Origin of the sequence: Natronorubrum thiooxidans (genome assembly GCF_900156475.1) — an archaeon.
GTDB classification, from domain to species: domain Archaea; phylum Halobacteriota; class Halobacteria; order Halobacteriales; family Natrialbaceae; genus Natronorubrum; species Natronorubrum thiooxidans.
In genome coordinates this window covers 101,624-125,160 of sequence record NZ_FTNR01000006.1, presented here as the reverse complement: position 1 = coordinate 125,160, position 23,537 = coordinate 101,624, and the positions used below count along the sequence as shown (strand labels likewise).

At 61.7% G+C, this 23,537-nt stretch carries 19 protein-coding genes; 8 read left to right on the top strand and 11 right to left on the bottom strand.

Annotation, left to right across the window (positions count from 1 at the left end):
• Positions 1-74: 74 nt before the first annotated feature.
• On the bottom strand, positions 75-2,855 hold the full coding sequence (locus BW940_RS10010; RefSeq protein WP_076609066.1) for an ATP-dependent helicase: 2,781 nt from the start codon (positions 2,853-2,855) through the stop codon (positions 75-77).
• Between the two features lie 85 nt (positions 2,856-2,940).
• The gene (locus BW940_RS10005; protein WP_076609065.1) at positions 2,941-3,195 is read right to left on the bottom strand and encodes a hypothetical protein; all 255 of its coding nucleotides are present in this window, start codon (positions 3,193-3,195) and stop codon (positions 2,941-2,943) included.
• Between the two features lie 159 nt (positions 3,196-3,354).
• Here BW940_RS10005 and BW940_RS10000 point away from each other — a divergent pair, with 159 nt between their 5' ends.
• On the top strand, positions 3,355-4,089 hold the full coding sequence (locus BW940_RS10000; protein WP_076609064.1) for an MBL fold metallo-hydrolase: 735 nt from the start codon (positions 3,355-3,357) through the stop codon (positions 4,087-4,089).
• Between the two features lie 391 nt (positions 4,090-4,480).
• A complete protein-coding gene (locus BW940_RS09995) occupies positions 4,481-5,875 on the top strand; it encodes an FAD-dependent oxidoreductase (RefSeq protein ID WP_076609063.1) in 1,395 nt (464 codons plus the stop codon).
• Positions 5,876-6,058: 183 nt separating this feature from the next.
• Here BW940_RS09995 and BW940_RS09990 read toward each other — a convergent pair whose 3' ends face one another.
• Both BW940_RS09990 and BW940_RS09985 read right to left on the bottom strand, forming a co-directional pair.
• Positions 6,059-6,814 (bottom strand): aldo/keto reductase, encoded by a 756-nt coding sequence (locus tag BW940_RS09990; RefSeq protein WP_076609062.1) that lies wholly within the window; start codon positions 6,812-6,814, stop codon positions 6,059-6,061.
• Between the two features lie 250 nt (positions 6,815-7,064).
• Complete coding sequence (locus BW940_RS09985) at positions 7,065-7,289, bottom strand: MarR family transcriptional regulator (protein ID WP_076609061.1); 225 nt, start codon at positions 7,287-7,289, stop codon at positions 7,065-7,067.
• A gap of 172 nt (positions 7,290-7,461) precedes the next feature.
• On the opposite strand from BW940_RS09985, the gene BW940_RS09980 reads away from it, so the two are divergent.
• Entirely contained in the window at positions 7,462-7,656 is a 195-nt protein-coding gene (locus BW940_RS09980; RefSeq protein WP_076609060.1) for a XapX domain-containing protein, read from the top strand.
• Between the two features lie 125 nt (positions 7,657-7,781).
• Here BW940_RS09980 and BW940_RS09975 read toward each other — a convergent pair whose 3' ends face one another.
• The 6 genes from BW940_RS09975 to BW940_RS09950 all read right to left on the bottom strand — a co-directional run bounded on the left by BW940_RS09975 (position 7,782) and on the right by BW940_RS09950 (position 13,927).
• The gene (locus BW940_RS09975; protein ID WP_076609059.1) at positions 7,782-9,083 is read right to left on the bottom strand and encodes a 5'-deoxyadenosine deaminase; all 1,302 of its coding nucleotides are present in this window, start codon (positions 9,081-9,083) and stop codon (positions 7,782-7,784) included.
• A gap of 83 nt (positions 9,084-9,166) precedes the next feature.
• Positions 9,167-11,005: an FAD-binding protein gene (locus BW940_RS09970; protein WP_076609058.1), complete on the bottom strand. Its 1,839-nt coding sequence runs from the start codon at positions 11,003-11,005 to the stop codon at positions 9,167-9,169.
• A gap of 1 nt (position 11,006) precedes the next feature.
• Entirely contained in the window at positions 11,007-11,885 is an 879-nt protein-coding gene (locus BW940_RS09965; RefSeq protein WP_076609057.1) for a succinate dehydrogenase/fumarate reductase iron-sulfur subunit, read from the bottom strand.
• Position 11,886: 1 nt separating this feature from the next.
• Entirely contained in the window at positions 11,887-12,252 is a 366-nt protein-coding gene (locus BW940_RS09960) for a succinate dehydrogenase/fumarate reductase transmembrane subunit (RefSeq protein ID WP_076609056.1), read from the bottom strand.
• Positions 12,252-12,647 carry a succinate dehydrogenase, cytochrome b556 subunit gene (gene sdhC / locus BW940_RS09955; protein ID WP_076609055.1) on the bottom strand — a complete coding sequence of 132 codons (396 nt, stop codon included), beginning with the start codon at positions 12,645-12,647 and terminating at the stop codon, positions 12,252-12,254. Before sdhC ends, BW940_RS09960 begins: the two co-directional genes overlap by 1 nt.
• 179 nt (positions 12,648-12,826) lie before the next feature.
• The gene (locus BW940_RS09950) at positions 12,827-13,927 is read right to left on the bottom strand and encodes a succinylglutamate desuccinylase/aspartoacylase family protein (RefSeq protein WP_076609054.1); all 1,101 of its coding nucleotides are present in this window, start codon (positions 13,925-13,927) and stop codon (positions 12,827-12,829) included.
• Between the two features lie 163 nt (positions 13,928-14,090).
• On the opposite strand from BW940_RS09950, the gene BW940_RS09945 reads away from it, so the two are divergent.
• The 5 genes from BW940_RS09945 to BW940_RS09925 all read left to right on the top strand — a co-directional run bounded on the left by BW940_RS09945 (position 14,091) and on the right by BW940_RS09925 (position 21,618).
• On the top strand, positions 14,091-14,840 hold the full coding sequence (locus BW940_RS09945; RefSeq protein ID WP_076609053.1) for a GNAT family N-acetyltransferase: 750 nt from the start codon (positions 14,091-14,093) through the stop codon (positions 14,838-14,840).
• A 414-nt stretch (positions 14,841-15,254) separates the two neighbouring features.
• The gene (locus BW940_RS09940) at positions 15,255-16,724 is read left to right on the top strand and encodes a flippase (RefSeq protein WP_076609052.1); all 1,470 of its coding nucleotides are present in this window, start codon (positions 15,255-15,257) and stop codon (positions 16,722-16,724) included.
• Positions 16,725-16,953: 229 nt separating this feature from the next.
• Positions 16,954-18,297 (top strand): RimK family alpha-L-glutamate ligase, encoded by a 1,344-nt coding sequence (locus tag BW940_RS09935; protein WP_076609192.1) that lies wholly within the window; start codon positions 16,954-16,956, stop codon positions 18,295-18,297.
• Between the two features lie 355 nt (positions 18,298-18,652).
• The gene (gene katG / locus BW940_RS09930; RefSeq protein WP_076609051.1) at positions 18,653-20,791 is read left to right on the top strand and encodes a catalase/peroxidase HPI; all 2,139 of its coding nucleotides are present in this window, start codon (positions 18,653-18,655) and stop codon (positions 20,789-20,791) included.
• 209 nt (positions 20,792-21,000) lie between these two features.
• Positions 21,001-21,618 (top strand): DNA-3-methyladenine glycosylase family protein, encoded by a 618-nt coding sequence (locus tag BW940_RS09925; protein WP_076609050.1) that lies wholly within the window; start codon positions 21,001-21,003, stop codon positions 21,616-21,618.
• A gap of 51 nt (positions 21,619-21,669) precedes the next feature.
• Here BW940_RS09925 and BW940_RS09920 read toward each other — a convergent pair whose 3' ends face one another.
• Positions 21,670-23,529, bottom strand: a complete 1,860-nt coding sequence (locus BW940_RS09920) for an L-aspartate oxidase (protein ID WP_076609049.1) — start codon at positions 23,527-23,529, stop codon at positions 21,670-21,672.
• Between the last annotated feature and the right edge of the window lie 8 nt (positions 23,530-23,537).

The following is a 23,537-nucleotide window of genomic DNA, read 5'->3' as shown; positions in this document are numbered from 1 at the left end:
ATTTCGGTGGAATGCTACCGTTGTTAATCCGATCCGGGCCGCCGACCGCAGACTGCACACTGCCGGCCGTCTCGTTACTCGTCGGCCGAACTGCTCGACAGTCCTCGAACCGACTCATCGCCGATCTGCTTGAGGACGTGTTCGTGAAACGCCTGTAAGGCGGCGCTTTCGTCTTCAGCGAGGACGACGTCGCTGGCCGATAGCGTCGCCAGCCCGAACGCCCGCGGCGTCGGCGAATCGAGCAGGTGCCGAGAAACCTCGAGGTCGCCGGCCTCGATCGCGCCGACGACCGACTCGATTTCCTCGACGTTGAGTTTGTCCTCGAGGATCTCCCGATACGTTTCCTCGATCACAGCGAAGTTCTCGAGGTCCTCCGCGAAGCCGAGTAACATCTCACTCGAGACCTGCTGTTCGCTCGCCGACTTCTCGTAGCCCTTGTAGCGTTTGAGGATCATCAGCGCCCGCGTCGAGTTGATCCGGAAATAGCGCTGGAGGAGGTCTGTGCCCGAAATCGCCCGCCGAAGGTCCTCGCGGACGTCGTCGGCCTCGAGGTCGTCGATGAGTCCCTCGAGGTCGACCTTGCGATTTAACGGCATCGAGAGGACGAAGCCGTTATCAGCGACGGCGACACGGACGTTGGCGGTCGCCTGCTGGGCGCAGTGGTAGGCAAACAGTCTCGAGAGGCCGTCGTTGACTTTGCGGCCGTATGCCGAGTGGACGTAGTAATGGCGTTCGTACTCCTCGCGGTCGCGGACGACCTCGATCGCGAGTCGGTCGTGGGTGCTTACGCTCTCGAGGCCGGCGTACTGGAGTTGGTGGTCGAACAGTCGGGCGATCGCGCGCACGCTGTCGTCGTCCAGCGGGAACTCCCGCAGCCAGGCCCGAACGCGGGGCGGTCCGCCAGTCTCGTAGTGGTCGAGCAGGTCGGTCTGGAACGTGAGGATCTCTCGGCCGAGGTCGACCGACAGCGGCAGCCGTTCGGAGTACCACGAGGGGACCGTCGGGCGGGCGCTCGTGCGGTCGACGTACACCTTCGAACCCCGCCGGTAGCGATACTCGAAGTGGTCGCCGCCGAGGACGAACACGTCGCCCTTCTCGAGCGTATCGAGGTAGTTCTCGTCCAACTGGCCGACCCACTCGTCGCTGGCACGCGTGTAAACGTCGCAGGTAAACGAGTCCGGGATCGTCCCGATGTTGGTCATGTAGATGACCCGCGCTAGCCGGCCGCGTTTGCCGATCAGGGGCTCGCCGACGGGAAACGCCTCGTGGTGGTGCTCGCCGTCGGGCGGATCGTTCGCGTCGCGCCAGATCTTCGCGTAGACGTTTCGATCCTCGAGGCCGGCGTACTCGGCGGTGAGATACCGCATGAGCGACTCGTACTCGGCGTCGGTGTAGTTCCGATAGGGATACGCCCGTCGGAGAATCGCCTTCAGGTCGGCTTCCGGGCGGATCTCCGCGATCGCCATGCCGTAGACGTGCTGGGCGGCGACGTCCTGGGCGTTTTGCGGGATCGACACCGAGTCGACGAACCCCTCGTCGGCTTTTTTGAGCATGACCGCACACTCGAGCAGTTCGTCCCGATCCAGGGCGATCACCCGGCCGGTGACGGTCTGGCCGACGCGATGGCCCGCGCGGCCGACCCGCTGGAGCAACGCGGCAACGCTTTTGGGCGAGCCGACCTGGACCACCATATCGACGTGGGGCATGTCGATCCCCAACTCGAGGCTGGTCGAGGTGGTGACGACGTCGAGGTCGCCGTCTTTCAGCCGCATCTCGATATCCTGGCGAACGTCTTTCGAGAGGCTGCCGTGGTGACAGCCGGAGTTTCCCTCGTCGTAGGCGTCGAAGCGCTCGCGGAGGGTGTGCAAGACGCGTTCGGCACCCGAGCGCGTGTTGGTGAAGACGAGTGTGTTCGTGTGGGCCTGAATGTGCTCGTGGAGTTGGCGATAAAACCGCTCCTGGACGACCTCGCGGGAGGTGTTGATCAGATCGTCGGTCGGACACTCGAGTTCGATGTCGAACTCGCGGGCGAAACGAGCGTCGACGATGTCGTACGGTCGGGGGTCGCCACCCGGCGTTTCCTGCCCGACTAAAAACTCGGCCACCCCCTCGAGCGGCTCGACCGTCGCCGAACAGCCGATTCGTGTGATATCGTGGTCGGTCATCGCCTCGAGTCGCTCGAGGCTGACCGACAGGTGGGTACCGCGTTTGCCGTCGGCGAGCGAGTGGATCTCGTCGACGATGACGTACTCGACGGTGCGCAGTTTCTCACGGAACTTCGGCGAATTCAGCAAAATCGCGAGCGTTTCGGGCGTCGTGTTGAGGATGTGGGGCGTCTCCTCGAGCATCTGCTGGCGCTCGTAGGAGTCCGTATCGCCGTGGCGGATGGCGTGGCGGATTTCGCCCATCTCCCGGTCGTCGTCGCGCTTTGCAACGATGTCTTCGATCCCCTCGAGAGGCACCTCGAGATTCCGATGGATGTCGTTCGCGAGTGACTTCAGCGGCGAAATATAGAGACAGTAGACCGAGTTCTCGAGGCCGTCCTCCGAATCCCGTTCTTTCGTAAACAGCGCATCGATGATCGACGTGAAACTCGCGAGGGTCTTGCCGCTGCCGGTCGGTGCACAGATCAGGGTATTCGTTCTCTCGTGGATCTTCGGGATCGCATCCCGCTGTGGTGGCGTAAAAAAGCCCTCGTTCTCGGGAACGTACTCGCCGAATGCCTCGAGCCACCACTGCTGGACTGCGGGCTCGAGCAACTCGAAGACGTCGCCGTCCTCGATCGTGACCGCGTCCGGATCGAACGGCAACTCGGCGTCGGAATCCAGCACCGCTGGGCGCGCACTCCCGTCCATTGTCGTCGTCTGCGGGACGGGTATGTAAGAGGGTTTGCCCACCGGAGCGAAAGTGAATCGTGCGCTGTGTCGAACGGGTACGCAGTCAGACGATAGCGATGGAGAGTATTACGACCAGGAAGACGTGCCAGACCAGTACCGCAGCTCTGACACCCGCTGTCGGCAGCGGTGGATTCCGAAATACCGCGTCGTAGACGAACAGCGTCGCGACCGCCGCACCGCCAGCCAGCCCTGCCTCGAATGCGACGGACGTGGCGATGCCGATTGCACCTCCGAGCGCGAGGCTCCCGACGATAGCGAGCAGGAGTTTGTCGTAGTACTCGAGGGGAACTACTGACATACGATATGTAGGGCCTCCGTCACGGAAAATCCCTCGTCGAATCCGGGACGGTGGGAACCGATACAGGTGGCAACGCGCCGGCCCGTTCGAGTGTGGCAGTGTCGGGACGGCAATTCGAAAGAGGCTACCCTTATCGGGGAGGCCGTCCGAGGACCCCGTATGCGTGTCACCTTTCTCGGAACTGGGAGCGCGATGCCGACTGGCGAGCGCTTTCAGACGGGAGTGCTCGTACAGGACAACGGTCAAACCCTGCTCGTCGACTGTGGCTCGGGTGTCTTACACCGACTCCAGCAATCCGGCGTCGGCTACGAGCGAATCTCGACGGTGTTGTTGACGCACCACCACCTGGATCACGTCGCCGATCTACTGCCGTTGATGAAAGCCCGCTGGCTCGCCGGTGAAGACCACCTCGAGATCGTCGGTCCACAGGGCACGAAAGCCATGATCGACGGCCTGCTCGAGGTCCACGAGTATATGCAGGACAAACTCGAGTTGCAAGTTCGGGAGATCGTCGCCGGCGAGTTCTCAGTCGCTGGCTTCGACGTCTCGGCCTACGAGACGCGTCACTCGCTGCCGTGTCTGGCCTACCGGTTTGGCGATCTGTTTACGTTCAGCGGCGACACCGAGGCGTTTGCAGGACTGGCAAACTTCGCCGAAGGCTCGGCAATCCTGGCTCACGACTGTTCGTTCCCCGACGACGTCGACGTCTCGAACCACCCGACGCCGGAAACGCTCGGCACGGCACTTGCCGGCCGAGAGATCGGACGAGTTTATCTGACACATTTGTATCCACACACCGAGGGCCGTCACGAGGAGATGCTCGAGTCGATCGGTGCCCACTACGACGGCGACGTTCGGTTCGCCGAGGATCTCAAAACGATCTCGATCGAGTGACGACGAGACGGCCCGGGGACGGACAGTCCACGGAGAACATCCCGTATTTCAGCGGGGGTGCACTCGACTTCGAGTGGCGCGCCCCAGCAGGAATGTCACGTGGGGTATAAAAGACAGCGCTATGGCGGACACCTCGTCTTCTGACTCGCGTCGTGAAATCGATCCGCAGTGGCCGACACGACGGGGAGCCAGACGGTGGTCAAGGTGTCGATACTGCCGACAAGCCGACCGCACAGCCGCGTTATCCGTCGAACTCGCTCTCGTCTTCGTGCACTCGAGTCCGGATTTCGCCTCGTCGATAGTCGTTACGTCGATTATCGATATTGCGATCGAAAAAATATGAGTTATCTGTCCGGGGTACAGTAGTGGAGATAGCGACCCAAAACCAACAATGTCTGGCAAGTATGACCTCGTAATCGTCGGTGGCGGTATCAGCGGTGCATCCCTCCTGTATACGACCGCGAAGTTCACTGATATCGACTCGATCGCGCTGATCGAGAAAGAACCGGAGATCGCAGCGATCAACTCAGATAGTACGAACAACTCCCAGACGCTCCACTTCGGAGATATCGAGACCAACTACACGCTCGAGAAAGCCGAAGAGGTAAAAGAGGGAGCAGAACTCCTCGCGGGCTACTTGGAGGGCCACGATCCCGACCGGGAGATGCACGCAAAGCGCAGCAAGATGGTGCTCGGGGTCGGTGACGAGGAGGTGGCGACGCTCGAACGCCGATACGATGACGAAGGATTCGGCGACCTCTTCCCGAAGCTCCGGCCGATCGAACGCGAGGAAATCGCCGAGATCGAACCCAAAGTCGTGGAGGGCCGCGACCCCGGAACGGACATGCTCGCGCTCCAGACGCCGGACGGCTACGTCGTCGACTACGGGCAGACGTCGAAATCGTTCGTCGAACTCGCCGAAGAAGAAACGAACGTAGACGTCTTCACCGGGACGAAAGTCACGGACATCACGCCGACCCTCGACGGCTATACGATCGAGACGACTAGCGGCCGGTTCGACTGTGACGCCACCGTCGTCGCTGCCGGCTCACACAGCCTCCAGATCGCGAAGGAACTCGGCTACGGGCAGGACAAGGTGTTGCTCCCCGTCGCCGGGAGCTTCTTCCTCGCGGACGATCTTCTGAACGGGAAGGTGTACACGCTCCAGATGAAGAAACTCCCATTCGCCGCCGTCCACGGTGACGCGGACGTCCACGACTCGAGTATCACGCGATTCGGACCGACCGCGAAACTCGTCCCGGCGCTCGAGCGCGGCCGTATCTCGACTGTGAGTGACTTCTTCGACGTGTTCGGCTTGAACGCGGCGGCGTTCCTCAGCTACGCCAACATCCTCTCCGATCGGATCCTCCTGCCGTACGTGCTCCGGAACCTCGTCTACGACGTCCCCAAAATCGGCGCGAAACAGTTCCTGCCGAACGTCCAGAAGGTCGTTCCGAGCGTCGAACTCGAGGACATCGAACGCGCGAAGGGCTACGGTGGCGTCCGGCCACAGATCGTCGACACCAAGAACAAGTCCCTGGACATGGGCGAGGCCAAGATCGTCGGCGACGACGTCATCTTCAACATCACGCCGTCACCCGGTGCCTCGACGTGTCTCAAAAACGCCATGCGGGACACGCAGACGGTGCTCGAGTTCCTCGATGGCGACTACGAGTTCGACGAATCGGCGTTCCGTGCAGACACCATCGGCAACTTCCCGCGCGCGGACGCTGCTGATGAGACCGCCGAGACGGAGACCGTCGACGACATCTCCACGGACGACTGACGAACACGACCAGCCGAGAACTCGTCGACAATAGTTGCGTGACGACTCACGTTTTTCGAGGTGTTTCAATGCGGACCGCCGCACCGAAGTTGATTGTCAGTCAGGTCGTGATCGAGTGTCTGGTATATGTTGACGATCGGCCCAAGCAATTGTCCACACCCACGACGACCCTGGTGAGCGACGTCAGTCCGGGAACAGTTCACGTGTCTGTTCAATCTCGTCGATTAGCGTGACGTCTGCGGGGTCAAGAGCCACATCCAGCGCCGCGAGATTCGACTCGAGGTGCCGGCGACTCGATGCTTTCGGAATTGGACGGATACCCTTCGCCAGAAGCCACGCCAGACTGGCCTGCTCGGGCGTAATGCCGTGGCGAGTCGCGACCTCGACGACCGAATCAATATCACCGGCCCGCCCACCAGACAGCGGCGAGTACGCCACAAGGGGGTAGTCGTGCTTCCGAGCGTGGTCCAGGGCGGGTGTGGGCTGGAACAGCGGGTGGTACTCGATCTGATTAGCTGCGGGTGGCTCCCCGAGGACGTCGATGAATCGCTCGAGGTTGTCCAGTTCGAAGTTGCTCACCGCGACGGCATCGACCAGTCCAGTTGCACGGAGGTCGGCCAGCGCCGTCAGGGTCCGTTCGGGATCGTACGCGCCGGTCGGCCGATGGACGTATAGCAGGTCGACGCGGTCGAGATCCAGTCGCTCGAGGCTTTCGATTGTGCTCTCGCAGACGCGATCCAGCTGGTCGATCCAAAGCTTCGTCGCCACCACGAGGTCGTTCCTATCGACGGCCGCTCGAGCGATCCCCTCGCCGACGACGGCCTCGTTGTCGTAGATCTGTGCGGTGTCGAGGTGGCGGTAGCCACGCTCGATCGCCGTCTCGATCGGTTCGGGATCGTCGAGCCCCATCGTTCCCAGGCCGATCTGTGGGAGATCCATACCTGACTATCACGTCCGAAGGGCCTGTACCTGTTGCACGTGAGCGGGGCTGTATGAATCGGGACCAGAACAAGTCTCGCTCGACGCCGCCGATTGCGACGTGGTTGTCGACAGCGAGTTCGAGCAGTCGAGAGACGAGCCCGTTTTCGCCGTTGAGTAGAAGGGTGCTTTTGCGATGCTCGGAAGCGCGCACTTTTGTTGAGTCACGGATTCCTCGCAGTGCTCGGAACTCGCTCTTGGCCAGTCGAACTCAGGCAAGTTTGAATCCCGTATCCGTTCGCTCGAGAAGCCCCCGTCTCCGAAGCGTGCTGGTAACCAAGCAGACGGTTCTGGTAGTGAGATCGAGGGCAGTACAGAGATCCTCAGTTGTCGCATCCGGCCACACGGAGAGGTAAAGATACACAAGCTTTGCCTGTGCCGACTCGATGTCGTCCGGAATCGAGACCGTCGATCGTGACTGTCCGCTGTGGTGCATACGACATGGTCTGAAGTTCGACGATATTAAAACTAAGCTACGACATTTGTCGAACATCACAACTCGAGCGACGGTAGCTGGCGATTCGGTGGCTGCCGGGAGACGGAGACCATCCTCGAGTGCGTGGCGCGCAAGTCAGTGTATTTTTGTTGTCACCGGCCCGCTCACCGGTATGAATCTCGAGCTGATCCTGCTCGGTTTACTGACTGGCACGCTCACCGGTGCGTTCTTTGCGCTGTTCGACGTCCCCATTCCGGCACCGCCGGAGCTCCCGGGGCTGATGGGGATCGTCGGCATCTATCTGGGCTACAAACTGGTTCAGGCTACAGATCTCAGTATCGACGTGCTCGACTCACTTGGGTTCTAAGCGGTCCCAAATCGCAGCCGTTGGCTGTCGAACCGGGTTTTGTCATACGGTCTACTGTCCATCATTGCTGGCGTGACCGCGAGCCGTCCTGCGGTCGCACCGATACATCGGGACCGCAGATCGTCTCAGTCGAGATCCAGATCGGCGGCGAATTCGCGCGCCCGTGCTCTGATCGCGGCGGCGTCTGCAACGAGGACCTCCCCATCGCGCATGAGCACCTCGCCGTCGACCATCGTAAACTGGACGTCGTCGCCGTGGGCGGCAAAGACCAGATGCGAGAGCACGTCGTGGATCGGCGTCGCGCGGGTGACGTCCGTCTCGAGGCCGATAATATCGGCTTTCCACCCTTCGCGGAGTTTCCCGACGCGGTCGAATCCCGCTGCCTGGGCCCCGTTTGCTGTCGCCATTTCGAATACCGTTTTCGCGGGCAATGCCTGTGGCTCGAGCCGATCGACTTTCTGGAGCAGCGAGGCCTGTCGCATCTCGGTGAACGGATCGAGCGTGTTGTTACACGGTGGGCCGTCGTTGCCCAGCGCGACGTTGATGCCGCGATCCAGATAGTCCAGAATCGGCGCGACACCGCTCGCGAGTTTCATATTCGACGAGGGACAGTAAGTCACGTTGGTGCCGGTCTCCGCGAGCACCGCCCGCTCTGACTCGTCAGTCCAGACGCAGTGGGCGAGGACGACATCCTCGCCGGTCAGCCCGACCTCGTCGAGCCAGTGGATGTTGCGCTGGCCGGTTTCCTCCTCGACGGCTGCGATCTCGCCGCGGTTTTCGCTTGCGTGCGTGTGGATCATCACCCCGTCGTAGGTATCTGCGAGCTCTCTGGCACCGCGAAGTGCGGTCTCGGTACAGCTCACGGCGAATCGCGGCGTTACGGCGTACTGGATTCGGCCGTCGTCGACGCCGTGATAGCGACGGATCAGCCGCTCGCTTTCGGCGAGTGCCTCGTCGGTCTCTTCTAACAGCCCCGGCGGCGAGTCCTTGTCCATGATCACCTTCCCGAGTCGACCGCGAATCCCGAGGTCGCGGGCTGCCTCGAACGCTTTCTCGGCGTGGGCGACCGAGAGGTGATCGATACAGGTCGTCGTCCCGCTCTCGATCAACTCGAGATAGCCGAGTTCGGCGGCCGTCCGCATTGCGTCTGGCGACAACGACGCTTCCATCGGCAGAACGTACTCGTACAGCCAGTCGAGCAGTTCCGTGTCGTCGGCGATGCCCCGTCCGAGGCTCTGGACGGAGTGGATGTGTGCTCCGACGGTTCCCGGCATAAGCACGTCGTAGGTCTCGTGGCCGTGGCCCGGATACTGCTCGAGGCAGTTTTCTCGCTCCCCGACGGCGACGATCACGTCGTCCTCGACGACGACTGCCCCATCGTGGATCACCGTTTCAGAATCAGCAACAACCGTTCCCGACAGTAACATACCGACCCTGGATACCCTGCCGTGGCGCTTAGGCGTGGTGATCCGCGGCGGTCAAACGCAACGAAAAAACGCGATCGCGGCCGTTAGTAGCTGCGGACTTTCGGCTCGTAGGTCTTGTCCTCGCCCTCGAGGATGACCGGCCGGTAGAAGATCGACGGCTTGCCGTCGTCCCACGAGATGAGCGTGTGTTTGAGCCAGTTCTCGTCGTCACGGATCTGGTTCTCTTGACGCCAGTGGGCACCGCGGAACTCGTTGCGCACGAGCGCGCCGAGTGCGATCGTTTCGGCGACGTCGATCAGGTTGCGCGTTTCGATCGTCTGCTGGAGGTCGGTGTTGAACGTACGCGATGGGTCGTCGACGTAGACGTCCTGGTACTCCTCGCGACACTCGCGGATGATCTTCAGCGCTTTCTTGATGCCTTCCTCGGTACGGAAGACGTTGACGTAGTCCGTCATCGCGTTCTGGAGTTTGGAACGGATTTCGGCGTGCTGGACGCCGTCGTCTTTCTCGATCAGGTAATCGATGTGTTCGCGGGTCTGCTCGACGGTGCGCTCTAAGAGCCCGTCCGTGTCGGCCGTGACACCACCGTCTGCAGCGACGCCACCGGACTGGTCGAGACCAGATGCGCCAGGTTCGACCGGCAGATCAGCGTCGGTTTCGTTTTCGATATCGTCGCCGTAGCCGGTCTTGATCTGTGGCTCGCCGAGGTCTTTGCCGGCGGCGTGGTAGCCAGCACGCTTGCCGAAGACGATCAGTTCTGGCAGTGCGTTGCCACCGAGTCGGTTGCCACCGTGGACGGAGACACAGGCACACTCGCCGGCCGCATAGAGGCCGTCGATACAGGTCTGGCCGTTTTCGTCGGTCTCGATGCCACCCATGGCGTAGTGCTGGCCGGGTTTGACCGGCATCGGCTCGACGAGGCCGTCGACGCCTTCGAAGTCCTCTGCGAGGTGGAGAATGTTCTCGAGGCGGTCCATAATGCGCTCCTCGCCGAGGTGGCGCATATCGAGGTGGACGTACTCATCGTTGACGCCGCGGCCCTCGTTGACTTCGGTCAGTTCGGCACGCGCGACGACGTCGCGGGAGGCGAGTTCGCCGTCGTTGTTCGCGTAGCCGTACTCGAACATGAACCGCTCGCCTTTGTTGTTGTAGAGGATCCCGCCTTCGCCACGGACACCCTCGGAGATGAGGACACCGGTGGACGGAAGGGAGGTCGGGTGGAACTGGATAAACTCCATGTCCTCGAGTGGCGCGCCGGCGCGGTAGGCCATCGCGTGACCGTCGCCGGTACAGGAGACGGCGTTAGTGGTGTGGTCGAACGCCTGCCCGGGACCACCGGTCGCGAGGACGACACCTTGGTTCGCCTTGAATCCCTCAACCTTGCCGGACTGCACGTCGTAGGCGACGACGCCGTGGCACTCGCGGTCGTTGGGGTCGTCTTCGTCGGTGGTTGCGAGGTCCATGACGTACCACTCGTCGTAGACCGGAATACCGCGCTTGACGACCTGCTCGTACATTACGTGCAGCAGGTGGTGGCCGGTTTCGGCTCCGGCGTAGGTCGTTCGTGGGTACGAGAGCCCACCGAACGGTCGCTGGGAGACACGGCCGTCTTCCTCGCGGGAGAACGGCATCCCCCAGTGCTCGAGGCGGATCGTGTCTTCGGGGGCGTCCTTCGCGAGGGTTTCGACTGCCGGGGCGTCGCCCAGATAGTCGGACCCTTTCATCGTGTCGTAGGCGTGGAGTTCCCAGTCGTCGCCTTCCTGCAGGGCGGCGTTGATCCCCCCTTCGGCCGCACCCGTGTGGCTGCGAACCGGATGGAGTTTCGAGACCAGTGCAACGTCTGCACCTGCCTCGTCCGCTGCGACCGCAGCTCGAAGGCCGGCGCCGCCGGCGCCGACCACGATAACGTCGTGTTCGTACATATTACCAGAACTTCAGGTTTTTCTTGACTGCTTCCCGCTTGAGCTCCTGAATATGCTCGGTAAGCGGAATGTCTTTCGGACACACCTCGGTACAGGAGAACTGGGTCTGGCACCGCCAGACGCCGTGTTCCTGTTCAAGGATACGGAGTCGATGCTCTTTAATCTCTTCACCCTCGCGGTTGTCCATCGCAAAGCGGTAGGCCTTGTTGATCGCTGCGGGGCCGAGATACTCGTTGTCGCCTGCTGCGATGTTACACGACGACATACAGGCACCACACCAGATACAGCGCGTCGACATCTTGACCTTTTCGCGGTTTTCTCGTGTCTGGCGCTGTTCCTCGAGGTCGCTCGCGTCGGGCGTATCCTCGTTCTGGAAGTACGGCTCGACGGTGTGCATCTGGTCGTAGAAGTGGTCCATGTCGACGACCAGATCCTTGACGACCTCCTGATGGGGAAGCGGTTCGATACGAACTGGGTGTTCTAACTCGGAGATCTGCGTCTTACAGCCCAGTCGCTGCTTGCCGTTGACGAAGAAGGCGTCGGAGCCACAGACGGCCTGCCGACAGGAGTGTCGGAAGGTCAACGAGGAGTCGTACGTGTCCCGCGCGTACATGACTGCGTCGAGGACGGTCATCCCCTTCTTGAAGGGAACGTGGAAGTCGTCGAAGCGCGGTTCCTGTTTGTCCGCGACTTCGGGGTCATAGCGGAACACCTTGATGAGGACCGTGTCTCCCTCGAGTTCGGACTCGTCGACGGACGTCTCGTCGACCATGTCGCTTTCTTTCTCTTTGAGTCGCTCCTGTTGGGGCGACTCTGCTCCTTTCATCTCCGGGTCTTCCGGCGTTTCCTGCGTATTTGGTTTCTGTTGTTGAGTACTCATGTTAGGTCCACCCCGCCATAACGGTTGCAACGTAGGTTCCCTGGGCAATGAGTGCCACGCTCGCGATGACGAGCACCGCAAGCACGACTTTCTTCTGAGTCCCCTGGAGTCCCTGATTAACGAGGGCGTTGTAGACGCCGTTGACACCGTGGAACGTCCCCGCAATCAGGAACAACACCATCGTCAGGAAGTACCCGACGTTCTCCATACGGGCCTGCGTTCCCATGAACGTCACGTCCGCAGCGTGGTTGACGAAGTGCAAGAGGAAGAAATGAAAAGCGAGCACGACGACTAAGAAGGCCGCCGTAATCCGCTGTAGCAGCCACGTCGTGCCGCCCGGGGCGAACGAGGAGTATCGTTCTGCCATTAGATCGTCACCCCGTCCATGAAGGTCGGCACACTCGCAACGGTGATGATCGCCGTCAACACCAGCGAGGCGTAGAAACTCTTGTCCTGTGTGTCGAGCCCGATACCGAGGTCGACCATCAGCAAGCGGAGTCCGTTCAGGATATGAAAGACTGCCACGGCGAGCAGTCCGACCTCGAGCACTCGGATAATGAAGAGACTCTCGAGACCCTGAATGGTGTTCGTATACGCTTCGGGGCCGGTGAGGGCGCTACTCAGCACGGCGATGTGGGTAAACAGGTAGCCGATCAGCATCCACCCGGTGAACTTGTGGAAGATCCACGCCCACATGCCGGCCGAGAACTCCTTCCAGCGACCGAAGTCCTCGATGAGACCGCGATTGTAAGACTGACTCATACGCTCATGTGGTCCGTTAGACCGTGGGGGTATAGAAGTTACTTTTATCGCTTCTGTTGACCGTTATCTCAGAAATATTGAGTCGAGGTCGAATGAAGATCAGTAATGCCTCCCGAACCAGTTCGGGAATCGACGAAACTGCAGGAGCGTCCGGGCTGTCCTGGCCGTCTCACTCGCGGTCAGCGCGGCGGGCGGTCACCGGTCTGGAGCCCCGACTGTGAGTGGTCGGCCGTCCGCTCGCGCTCCAATGCGGTTAACGTGTCCGGCGAGAGTCCGACAAGGTGACATAGGGGATTCCCTGGGTAGACGACCGGGTTCTCGAGGACGCCGACGATCAGTCCGGTAAACGGGGCTTCCACAGTGACGATGTCCTCTTCTTCTTTGAACGGGTTGGTGATCGCACAGATCACCTCGTCTTCTTTGACGAGCTCGCTTCGGCCGCGTTTCATGTCGACGATGCCGCCCGCGTCCGCGCGGATCCAGGTTTTCTCGTTGTCGTCGTCGATGATGGTCCGCCAACCGGGCCAGTGAACGGACGACTCCGGATGGAGTCCGAACTCGGCGAGGACGCTCGCGACGCCGGTCAGCGCGCGGTCGATCAGATTCCGCTGGAACCGATGTGCCTCCCCCATCTCGACGGTGATCGTCGGAATATCGGCCACTGTCGCCTCCCGCCGGAGCGTGCCCGATGGGCCTTCGCCGGCGATGATGACGTTGGAACTGAACGCCTTCGCGACTCGAGCCGTCTTCGGGTTCTCCATGTTGGCTCGAACGTGGAGCATGTTCGTTCGCCCGCGCGTGGATGTGTGAAAGTCGATCCCGAGGTCACAGGGTTCGATAAAGTTCGTGAAGATCTGGTGGGCCATCCGCCGGGCGCTCGTCGACCCTTCACGGCCGGGGAACGAACGGTTCAGATCCCGGTCGTAGATCGGCAGATACCGCTCCTGTGCGAGAAAGCCGTGGACGTTCATCACGGGCAGACAGATCAGTGTTCCATGGAGATCAGAGTGATCCCAGTCGTGGGCGACCTCACGGACGACCTCGATACCGTTGAGTTCGTCGCCGTGGGCTGCCGCCGAGAGGAAGACGGTCGGTCCCGGATGTTCGCCGTTGATGACCGTCACGGGGATCCGAACCGGATCACCGAGATACGTTTCGCTGATACCGTACCGGATGTTCGCCGATTCGCCGGGATCAACGCGGCCGCCGTTGTACGTAAACGCCTCAGCCATGCGACCAGATGTGCCATCGTCGGGCGGCTCGTCGAAATCGTCGCTCATAGCAGTGTCTCCGGCGGCAGCAATGTGAATCTTCTCCTGTTGGTTCGTCAGGGAGCCGCCAACGTTAATTTCACGAACATGAGGGTCGTTCTATCGGACAGCAATCGAGAAAAAACTTGCCCCGTGGGCATATGTTTTGTATGATGATGCGTTATGAACACACATGGAGATTCGTGAAGCAACTGCTGCCGACATCGATGCCATCCGCTCGATTGCCCACCGTTCGCTCAGTTCGACGTACACCGACTTCCTCGAGGAAGCAACGATCGAAGACGCAGTCGAGCAGTGGTACGGCGACTCGTTTGCCGACGAACTCGACACCGACCACTCGCTCGTTCTCGTGCTCGAGCGCGACGGTGACATAGTCGGCTTCTCTCAGAGCGATCTAGTTGGCCAGCGATACGACACCGGTCGCATTCTGTGGCTGCATATCGACCCCGACCACCGCGGTGGCGGCACGGGCGTCCGCCTGCTCGTCCGGACCCGGGAGAAACTGCTCGATGAAGGGGCCGACCAGATTCAGGGACTCGTCCTCGAGGACAACGAGGGTGGCAACGAGTTCTACCAGGACCACGGCTTCGAACAGGCCGGCCAGCGCGAGGTCGAGATCGGCGAAAAGACGTTTACCGAGAACGTCTACGCAGAAAGCGACGCCGGCGAGGACGGCTGGGGAGCCGTCGACGAACTCGAGGTCGATGGCGAGACGATCTACGTGAGCTACGGTGAGGCGTCCCGTGGGGCAAAGGCACCGTTTTACAGCGCCTACAAGAACGAGGACCGAACGGACCGATACGCTTTGCTCTGTGGCAACTGCAACTCGATCGATAACGCGATGGACGCGATGGGACGTGTCGAGTGTAACGCCTGTGGAAACCGGCGGAAAGCGACGCGGTGGGACTCGTCGTACCTCTAATACGGACTGCTGTACTCAATTACCGCCGCTCACCGATCCCGTCTCTGGTGATCAGCAATAACTCGTTACAGCAGCCCGTCTGAGTGTCCCTCGTGTCGGCGCTCTTGCTGTCTCTCTGTAGACTACCTCTCTCGATGAGACTGCTGTCGTAGCTGGTGGCAAGCCGTGATTCGACCTAGTCGGTGGACACCCCGGAGAGCACCCCGTCTCGAACGGCCCACCAACCGTTGCCACACCAGTAGCGACACGCCACGGCGATTCATCGTGACGTTTTGGCCGAGCGTATCGGCCCCGGTATCGAAAGCATACAGCTGTTGTCACCGCATTACAATTGGTGGCTCAGTCTTCGGGACCAGTATCTCGATCGCGCGGTTCGGGCGGGTCGAGCCTCCCACCGACTGAGACATATTTCGAATGAGTAGACAGGACCACATCGTTCACGGATTCAAAGCAACGCTCGTCGCTCGAGCGGTCTATATGCTCTCGAGTGCGCTGTTGATGTTTTTGCTGGCGCGATATCTCCTCGATCCCGATGGGTACGGAACGCTGTACTGGGTGATTGGGGTGCTCGCGATCCTCCAGCTAGTCGCGGATCTCGGGTTCGGCAAGTCCGCAGCCCGCTACTTTTCGGAGTACAGCGAGAAGGCACCAGGACAGATCCCGCACCTAATCCGGACGACGATTACGGTCAAGATCGTCATCATCACGCTCGTTGGCTATACGCTTCTGGTGTTTCACGAGCGGATCGCGATCGGCTTGGGCGAGCCGACGGCCGCACCGTTTCTTGCGGCAGGCGTCATCTACATCACCGTCTTCTCGTTTAGCACCTTCACACAGGTCGCGTTTCAGGGGTTCAATCGCCTCGTCTACAGTGCCGTCGTCCAGGCTATCAGCGGCGTCGCTCGCCTCGTCTTCGCCGTCGGGTTCGTACTCATGGGACTGGGCGCACTGGGAGCCTTTTTCGGGTATATTGTCGGCTACGTCCTCTCGGCTGCCGTCGGAGTAACGTTGTTGTACTACAAGTTCTACACTCAGTACGAGCCGGCTACCACGTACGAGGACGGGCTCTCACGGCGGCTGCTCGAGTACAGCGTGCCGCTGACGGCAACACGGAGCGCAAACGTCATCGACAAACAGATCGACACCGTCCTCGTCGGTGTCTTTCTGACGCCGACTGCCGTCGCGTTCTACACGCTGGGGAAACAAATCTCGGATTTCGTCCTCGCGCCCGCCGAATCGCTCGGCTTTACCATCTCGCCGAACTTCGGTGAGCAGAAAGCAACGGGCCAACTCGAGCGGGCACGCCAGATCTACGAGACGTCGCTGACACACACGATGTTGCTGTATATTCCGGCAACCGCTGGGCTCGTCATCATCGCAGAGCCGCTCGTGACGATGGTCTTCGGGACCGACTATGCGGGTGCGGTCCCCGTCCTGCAGGTTCTCGCCGTCTTCATCGTTTTGCAGGCGATTACGAACCTGACCAGCGACAGCCTGGATTATCTCGGCCGCGCGCGATCGCGAGCCGTCGCGAAAGGCGGGACGGCCGCAGCGAACTTCGGCCTGAATCTCGTGTTGATCCCGACGGTCGGCGTCGTCGGCGCGGCGATCGCGACAGTCGCGACGCATTCGGTGTACGTGGCAGTGAACCTCTATATCGTCCACTCGGAGCTGTCTCTGCGGCTTCGTCGACTCGGTCGATCGATGGGACTGATCTGTGGAATCACCGGTGTGATGGCACTCGCCGTGTTGCTCGTGACGCCGCTGGTCTCGAGTCCCCTGATGTTGATTGGGGCGATCGCGCTCGGTGCGCTGACGTGGGCGATCCTCGCCGTCGCGAGCGGGCTGGTCGATCCACGAGATGTCCGCTCGGCGATGACCTAGAACGGACCGTGTCAGTGACTCTCACTGTCACCGGGAGCTTTCACTGGGTTGTGGAGTTACCACGGCCGGCCAGCGAATCCACATCTGACGTGATATTTGATAGGATACCAATCCACATAGCATGTCCGCCGATCGGGCTGCCGTCGGGCGATCAAGCGACACGACCTCTCAGTTATCTGTCGGTTCCGATGACAGTATCCTTTTTGCCTATGTCGCCCTGCAACTCGGTATGGCTGTTGCAGATCCTGTCACTGTTGGGGTATTGAGCCTTCATACGAGCAAAGAGACGAAAGCGATTTTGAACGCGGTCGAGGCACTGGGTCACGATACCGAATGGCTTCGCAACGAGAACACCGCCGTCAGCGTCACTGACGGCGACGTCGTCCTCGAGCCGGATGTCGACGTCATCGCGAACCGAATGCTGTTGTCGAACACCGAACAGCCCGCCGAGGAACTCGGGCTTGCGAACACGTTCGCACAGCTGATGCCGATGCTCAACGAGCCGTCGACGGTTCTGACGGCGATCCACAAGCTCTCGACGGCGACGACACTCGCAGCGAACGGCGTCCAGACCCCCGACGTCACGCTCGCTCTCAACAGCGAACAACTCAACGCCGCACGCGGTAAGTACGGTGAGGAGGCCGTCTACAAGACGGCAATCGGCACCCACGGCGGCGGTACGTGGAAGGTCGGTACCGAGGAACCGGTCAACGCGAAAGTCGGAAACCGATACGCGTTCTTACAGAAGCTGATCGACCGCGACGGTGCCGAGCACCGAGACGTTCGCGTCTACGTCGTCGGCGGCGAAATCATCAGCGCGATGTACCGCTACGCCCCCGACAACGACTGGCGAACCAATGTCGCACTCGGCGGCTCCGTCGAAAACGCGACCGACGACCTCCCCGAGGAGGCCCGGGAGATGGCCCGTCAAGCATCCGAGGCTATCGGGCTCGACTACGCCGGCGTCGATCTCGTCGAAGGTGACGACGGCTGGTTCGTCCTCGAGGTCAATCCGACGGCTGGATTCAAGGGACTGTACGAGGCAACCCACGTCAGCCCGGCTCCCTACATCGCAAAGCTCGCGATCGAGAGCGCTGGCGGTGAGGTCGACGATGAACGCGTCCAGGAGCTCTCGAACGTCCTCGACGACTCCAGACCGACGGCCCAGCCGAGTCGGTCGTCCAAATCCGACACGGAACCAACCGTGATCGGCTACACCGAAGAGATCGTCCTCTCGGGAACCAGCGGCTCGAAGTCCGTGATGGCCAAATCCGACACCGGTGCGACGCGGACGAGCATCGACACCGGTCTCGCAGCCGACATCGGAGCCGGCCCGATCAAGTCTATCACCCGGATCAGATCCGGCAGCAGCAAGACGGCCAAGAGCCGCCCTGTCGTCGACGTCGTCGTCGGCGTCGGTGGGAATCAACACACCGTCACCGCAAGCGTCGAAGACCGCAGTCACATGGACTATCCTGTCATCCTCGGCCGCGACATCCTCGAGAACTACCAGGTCGATGTCAGTCGGCGGACAGACAGCGACGCCCACGACACGCCAGAGGAAGAAGAGTAACGAGCGGTGCCATCGCCACGTCGTTACGTCGTCGAACGATGACGACAGTCGTGCGGTGGCTGTTTGCCCATCTCTATCGAGTCAAATAGCGGTTTAGAATCTCGATTTCGAGCAGCGAGAATTCTTTGGGCTACTGCGTGTAGTCCTGTTATAATTGGTTTGCGGCTTTCTTTTATATAACAAAACACAACCTCGGTGACGGCGAAGAGCCACCACCACGGTGACTGTGTTAAATACACAGCGCGAGTGTATCACGGATAAAAGCTCTTGAATGCAGAAGATTGCTTTTGCTGCGGCGAAGACATCATTACTGAATTAGAAAATCTTAACACGCGAAGGCAACAACTACCTAGTAATGAATGGGACCGACCAAGAGTGGTGGCCGAATCAGTTGAACCTCGAGATTCTCGATCAGAATGCTGAACAGGTCGATCCGAGAGGTGAGGACTTCGATTACGCCGAGGCATTCGAGTCAATCGACTTCGAAGAACTGAAGGCGGATATCGAGGACGTATTGACGACGTCACAAGAGTGGTGGCCGGCGGACTACGGCCACTACGGACCGTTGATTATTCGGATGGCGTGGCACAGCGCCGGCACGTACCGCACCACCGACGGCCGTGGTGGCGCGTCCGGCGGCACACAGCGCTTTGCACCGCTCAACAGCTGGCCCGACAACGCAAACCTCGACAAGGCGCGTCGCCTGCTCTGGCCGGTCAAACAGAAGTACGGCCGCAAACTCTCGTGGGCCGACCTGCTGGTGCTATCCGGGAACGTCGCCATGGAGTCGATGGGATTCGAGACGTACGGCTTCGCTGGCGGGCGCGAGGACGCGTTCAAGCCCGACAAGGCCGTCGACTGGGGCCCCGAAGCGGAAATGATGGCAGACAAGCGCCACGACGAAGAGGGGAACCTCGAGGGCGATCTCGCCGCCGACCACATGGGCCTGATCTACGTGAACCCGGAAGGCCCGGGCGGTGAGCCGGACCCGAAAGAGTCGGCGAAGTACATTCGACAGTCGTTCGATCGAATGGCGATGAACGACGAGGAAACGGTTGCACTCATCGCCGGCGGACACACGTTCGGGAAGGTCCACGGTGCTGACTCCGACGAGAACCTCGGTCCCGAACCCGAAGCGGCTCCCATCGAGCAGCAGGGCCTCGGCTGGGAGAACGAGCACGGCGAAGGCAACGGTCCCGACACGATCACCAGTGGCATCGAGGGCCCGTGGACCCAGTCGCCCATCGATTGGGACATGGACTTCCTCAACAACCTGCTCGACTACGAGTGGGAGCCCGAGAAGGGCCCTGGTGGTGCGTGGCAGTGGACGCCAGTCGACGAGGAACTCCACGACTCCGCACAGGACGCCCACGACCCGTCGGGGAAGGTCACCCCGATGATGCTCACGACGGACGTCGCCCTCAAGCGAGACCCAGAGTATCGGGAGATCGTCGAGCGCTTCCAGGAGAACCCGATGGCGTTCGGGATGACCTTCGCAAAGGCCTGGTACAAGCTGATCCACCGCGACATGGGTCCGCCGTCCCGGTTCCTCGGGCCGGAGGTCCCCGACGAGGAGATGCTCTGGCAGGATCCCCTTCCCGACGTCGATCACGAACTAATCGGGGACGAAGCGATCGCCGCCCTCAAAGCGGAGATCCTCGAGTCGGACCTGTCGGTCTCCCAGCTGGTCAAAACTGCCTGGGCGTCGGCATCGACGTACCGCGACAGCGACAAGCGCGGTGGCGCGAACGGGGCCCGAATTCGCCTCGAGCCCCAGCGGAGCTGGGACGTCAACGAACCCGACGAGCTCAAGACGGTACTGGAGACCCTCGAAGGGATTCAAGCGGAGTTCAACGACCCTCGAGCCGACGGCGTGCGGGTTTCGCTCGCCGACCTGATCGTGTTGGGCGGCAACGCAGCCGTCGAGCAGGCAGCAGCGGATGCCGGGTACGACGTGGCGGTCCCGTTCGAACCGGGCCGGACCGACGCCTCGCAGGAACAGACCGATGTCGAGTCCTTCGAGGCGCTCAAGCCGAACGCCGATGGGTTCCGCAACTACCTCGAGGACGAGGCCGAGCGCAAAGCCGAAGAGTTGCTGGTCGACAAGGCTGACCTGCTGGACCTGACGGCCGATGAAATGACGGTCCTGGTCGGCGGGATGCGCACGCTGGGTGCGACCTACCAGGACTCGGACCTCGGCGTTTTCACCGACGAGCCGGAGGCACTGACCAACGACTTCTTCGAGACCGTACTCGGCATGGACTACGAGTGGGAACCGGTCTCGGACGACAAGGAAGTCTTCGAGCTGCGCGACCGCGAGACGGGTGAGGTCGAATGGAAAGGCTCGCGCGTCGACCTCATCTTCGGGTCGAACTCCCGACTCCGCGCCATCGCGGAAGTCTATGGGTCCGAAGACGGCGAGGAGCAATTCGTGCAGGACTTCGTGGACACGTGGAGCAGAGTCATGAAGCTCGATCGCTTCGACCTCGAGTAACCGAGCCGCGACGGTTCTCGAGACCCCTCTTGTGGCCTGTATAATCGGGTTCGTGCTACTGTCTTAGCCAGTCGCTCAAACAGTCTGCCACCCTTTTTCGACGGACAAGAGCTGATTATACTGCTCAGTCCAGTCGAAGAATATTTACTAGCTGATGCGTCTCGTTCCGTCCGAACAACGCGCTTTTGTTCGCTCGAGCCTCCTCATCGATGACGATGGCTGATCCAGACTCCACCGCTCGCACCGCTCCCGAATCCGTCCTTCGGGACGATCCCGTGCTGGCCGACGTGATCGATCGCCGCGAGCCACACCCGCTCGAGCCGGTCGAAAACGAGTACGAGCGCCTCTGTGTGTCGATCATCAACCAGCAGCTCTCGACGGCGAGCGCCGCGGCCGTCCGCGAGCGCGTCTTCGACGTCCTCGAGGGCGAGGTCACTCCTGACACGGTGCTCGCCGCGTCTCGAGACGCGCTTCGCGAGGCCGGCCTCTCACGGACGAAAGTCGACTACGTCGAAAACGCTGCCCGCGCGTTTCAAGAGCGCGATCTCACGCGTGTCGGTCTGGCTGATTACACTAACGAGGCCGTGATCGCCGAACTCACCGAAATCAAAGGCGTCGGCGAGTGGACTGCCAACATGTACCTCCTGTTCGTCCTCGAGCGGCCGGACGTCTTACCGCTTGGCGACCTCGCGGTTCGGCGGGGAATCGAAGGGTTGTACAACGACAGTGTGGAGTTGACGCGAGCCGAGATGCGCGAGATCGCTGAGCCGTGGCGACCCTATCGGAGCACCGCGACACGGTATATCTGGGCCGAATACGAGGCCTGACGGCGGCCCGGACGGCCACGCCTTCCGCTCGGACTGCTCGTCTCGAGTCGGTTACTCGAGGTGGTGATAGTCGAGTTCGTACCCTTCCTTGAGGGCCTTACGGACTGGCTCGCTCGGTTCGGCGACACCCCGGCGTCGGATCGAGAGCCCGTGCTCGTCGGCCGAGACGATGAGATTCTGTCGCCAGGTCGGGTCCGTCTCCGGGTAATCCGTCCGGTAGTGTGCGCCACGAGACTCGGTTCGCTCGAGGGCTGTCCGGAGCAACACCTCGGCGACGGTGAGACTCACGGAGAGGTCGACGGCGTACTCGAACGACCGGGAGGTACGGTCGCCGTTGACCCGGAGGTCGGCTGTTCGCGCGCGAAGCTCCTCGAGTCGGTCCAGTCCCTCGCGAAGCCCCGCCTCGGTGCGGAGGATGCCGGCGTGGGTCCACAGCAGGTCGCCGAGTTCCTCGAGGAGGGCCGTGGGCGTGACGTCGCCGTCCGAGGCGGCAAGTTCCGCGAGCGCGGCAAACTCGCGTTCGGCCAGCGCACGCTGGCCGTCGGCGATCGTGGGCGCGTGGTCGTCCGCGGTGACCTGCTCGCTGACGTGCTCGCCCACGAGTTTGCCGATGGCGACGGTTTCGGCAAGCGAGTTGCCGCCAAGGCGATTCGCCCCGTGGACGCCCGCGACGGCCTCGCCGACGGCGTACAGTCCGTCGACGCCGGTCTCGCCCGTCTGGAAGTCGATATCGACGCCGCCCATCGTGTAGTGGGCCGTCGGCCCGACCTCCATCGGTTCGTCCGTGATGTCGACGCCGAGCTCGGCGAATCGCTCGACCATCGTCGGCAGTCGCTCGCGGATGTACTCGGCGTCGCGATGGGAGATATCGAGGTAGACGCCGTCGTTCTCGGTCCCACGGCCTTCGCGAACCTCCTGGGCGATCGCGCGGGCGACCACGTCTCTGGCGTCGAGTTCCATCTGATCCGGCGAGTACCGCTCCATGAATCGCTCGCCCTCGGCGTTGTAGAGCCGACCGCCCTCCCCGCGGACGGCCTCCGTCACGAGTCGGCCATCCCACTCGTCTCCGTAGCGTTCCCCAACCATGCCGGTCGGGTGGAACTGGACGAACTCCGCATCGAGCAGGCGAGCCCCCGCCTCAAGTGCAAGCGCTTGTGCGTCACCGTTGTTCTCGTCGTCTCTCGAGGAGTGACGATGATAAGTCGCCGAGAACCCACCTGCCGCTAGCACGACGTGGTTCGTCCGGAACAACAGCCCCTCGCCGGTCTCCATATCGAAGCCGACCGCGCCGTCGATACGGGTACCATCGGAGAGCAGGCGCGTGATCATCACGTTCTCGCGGTAGGGAATCTCGAGCGCCTGTGCCCGGCCGATCAGCGCCTCGAGCATGGCCTCGCCCGTTCGATCGCCGACGAAACAGGTTCGGCGGTAGGACTGCGCGCCGAAGTAGCGCTGGTTGATCTTTCCGTCGTCGGTTCGGGCGAACGACATCCCCCACTCGTCGAGTTCGCGGATTCGGTCGGGCATGTGTTTGGCCGTTAGCTCGACGGCCTCGGGGTCGTTCAGGTGGTGGCCCTCGTTCAGCGTGTCCGCCGCGTGGATCGGCCAGTCGTCGTCGGGATCGAGCGAGCCGAGCGCGGCGTTGATCCCGCCGGCCGCCCATGTCGTGTGAGCGTCGCCGTAGTCGCGTTTGCCGATGACGAGCGGCTCGAGGCCCGACTCGGCCAGTTCGATGGCGACTCGAGCCCCGGCAGCGCCCGCTCCAATAACGAGCACCGGCGTGGTGACGACGTCGTACTGGGCCTCGCGGTCGTTATCGGCCTCGTCTCCGCCCTGTGGTAGTCGGCCGTCGACGCCACCGTGATCGTCGGCCGTCGGCACGCCGTGGTCAGCAGGCGGTGTTTTTGTCATCAACGTAC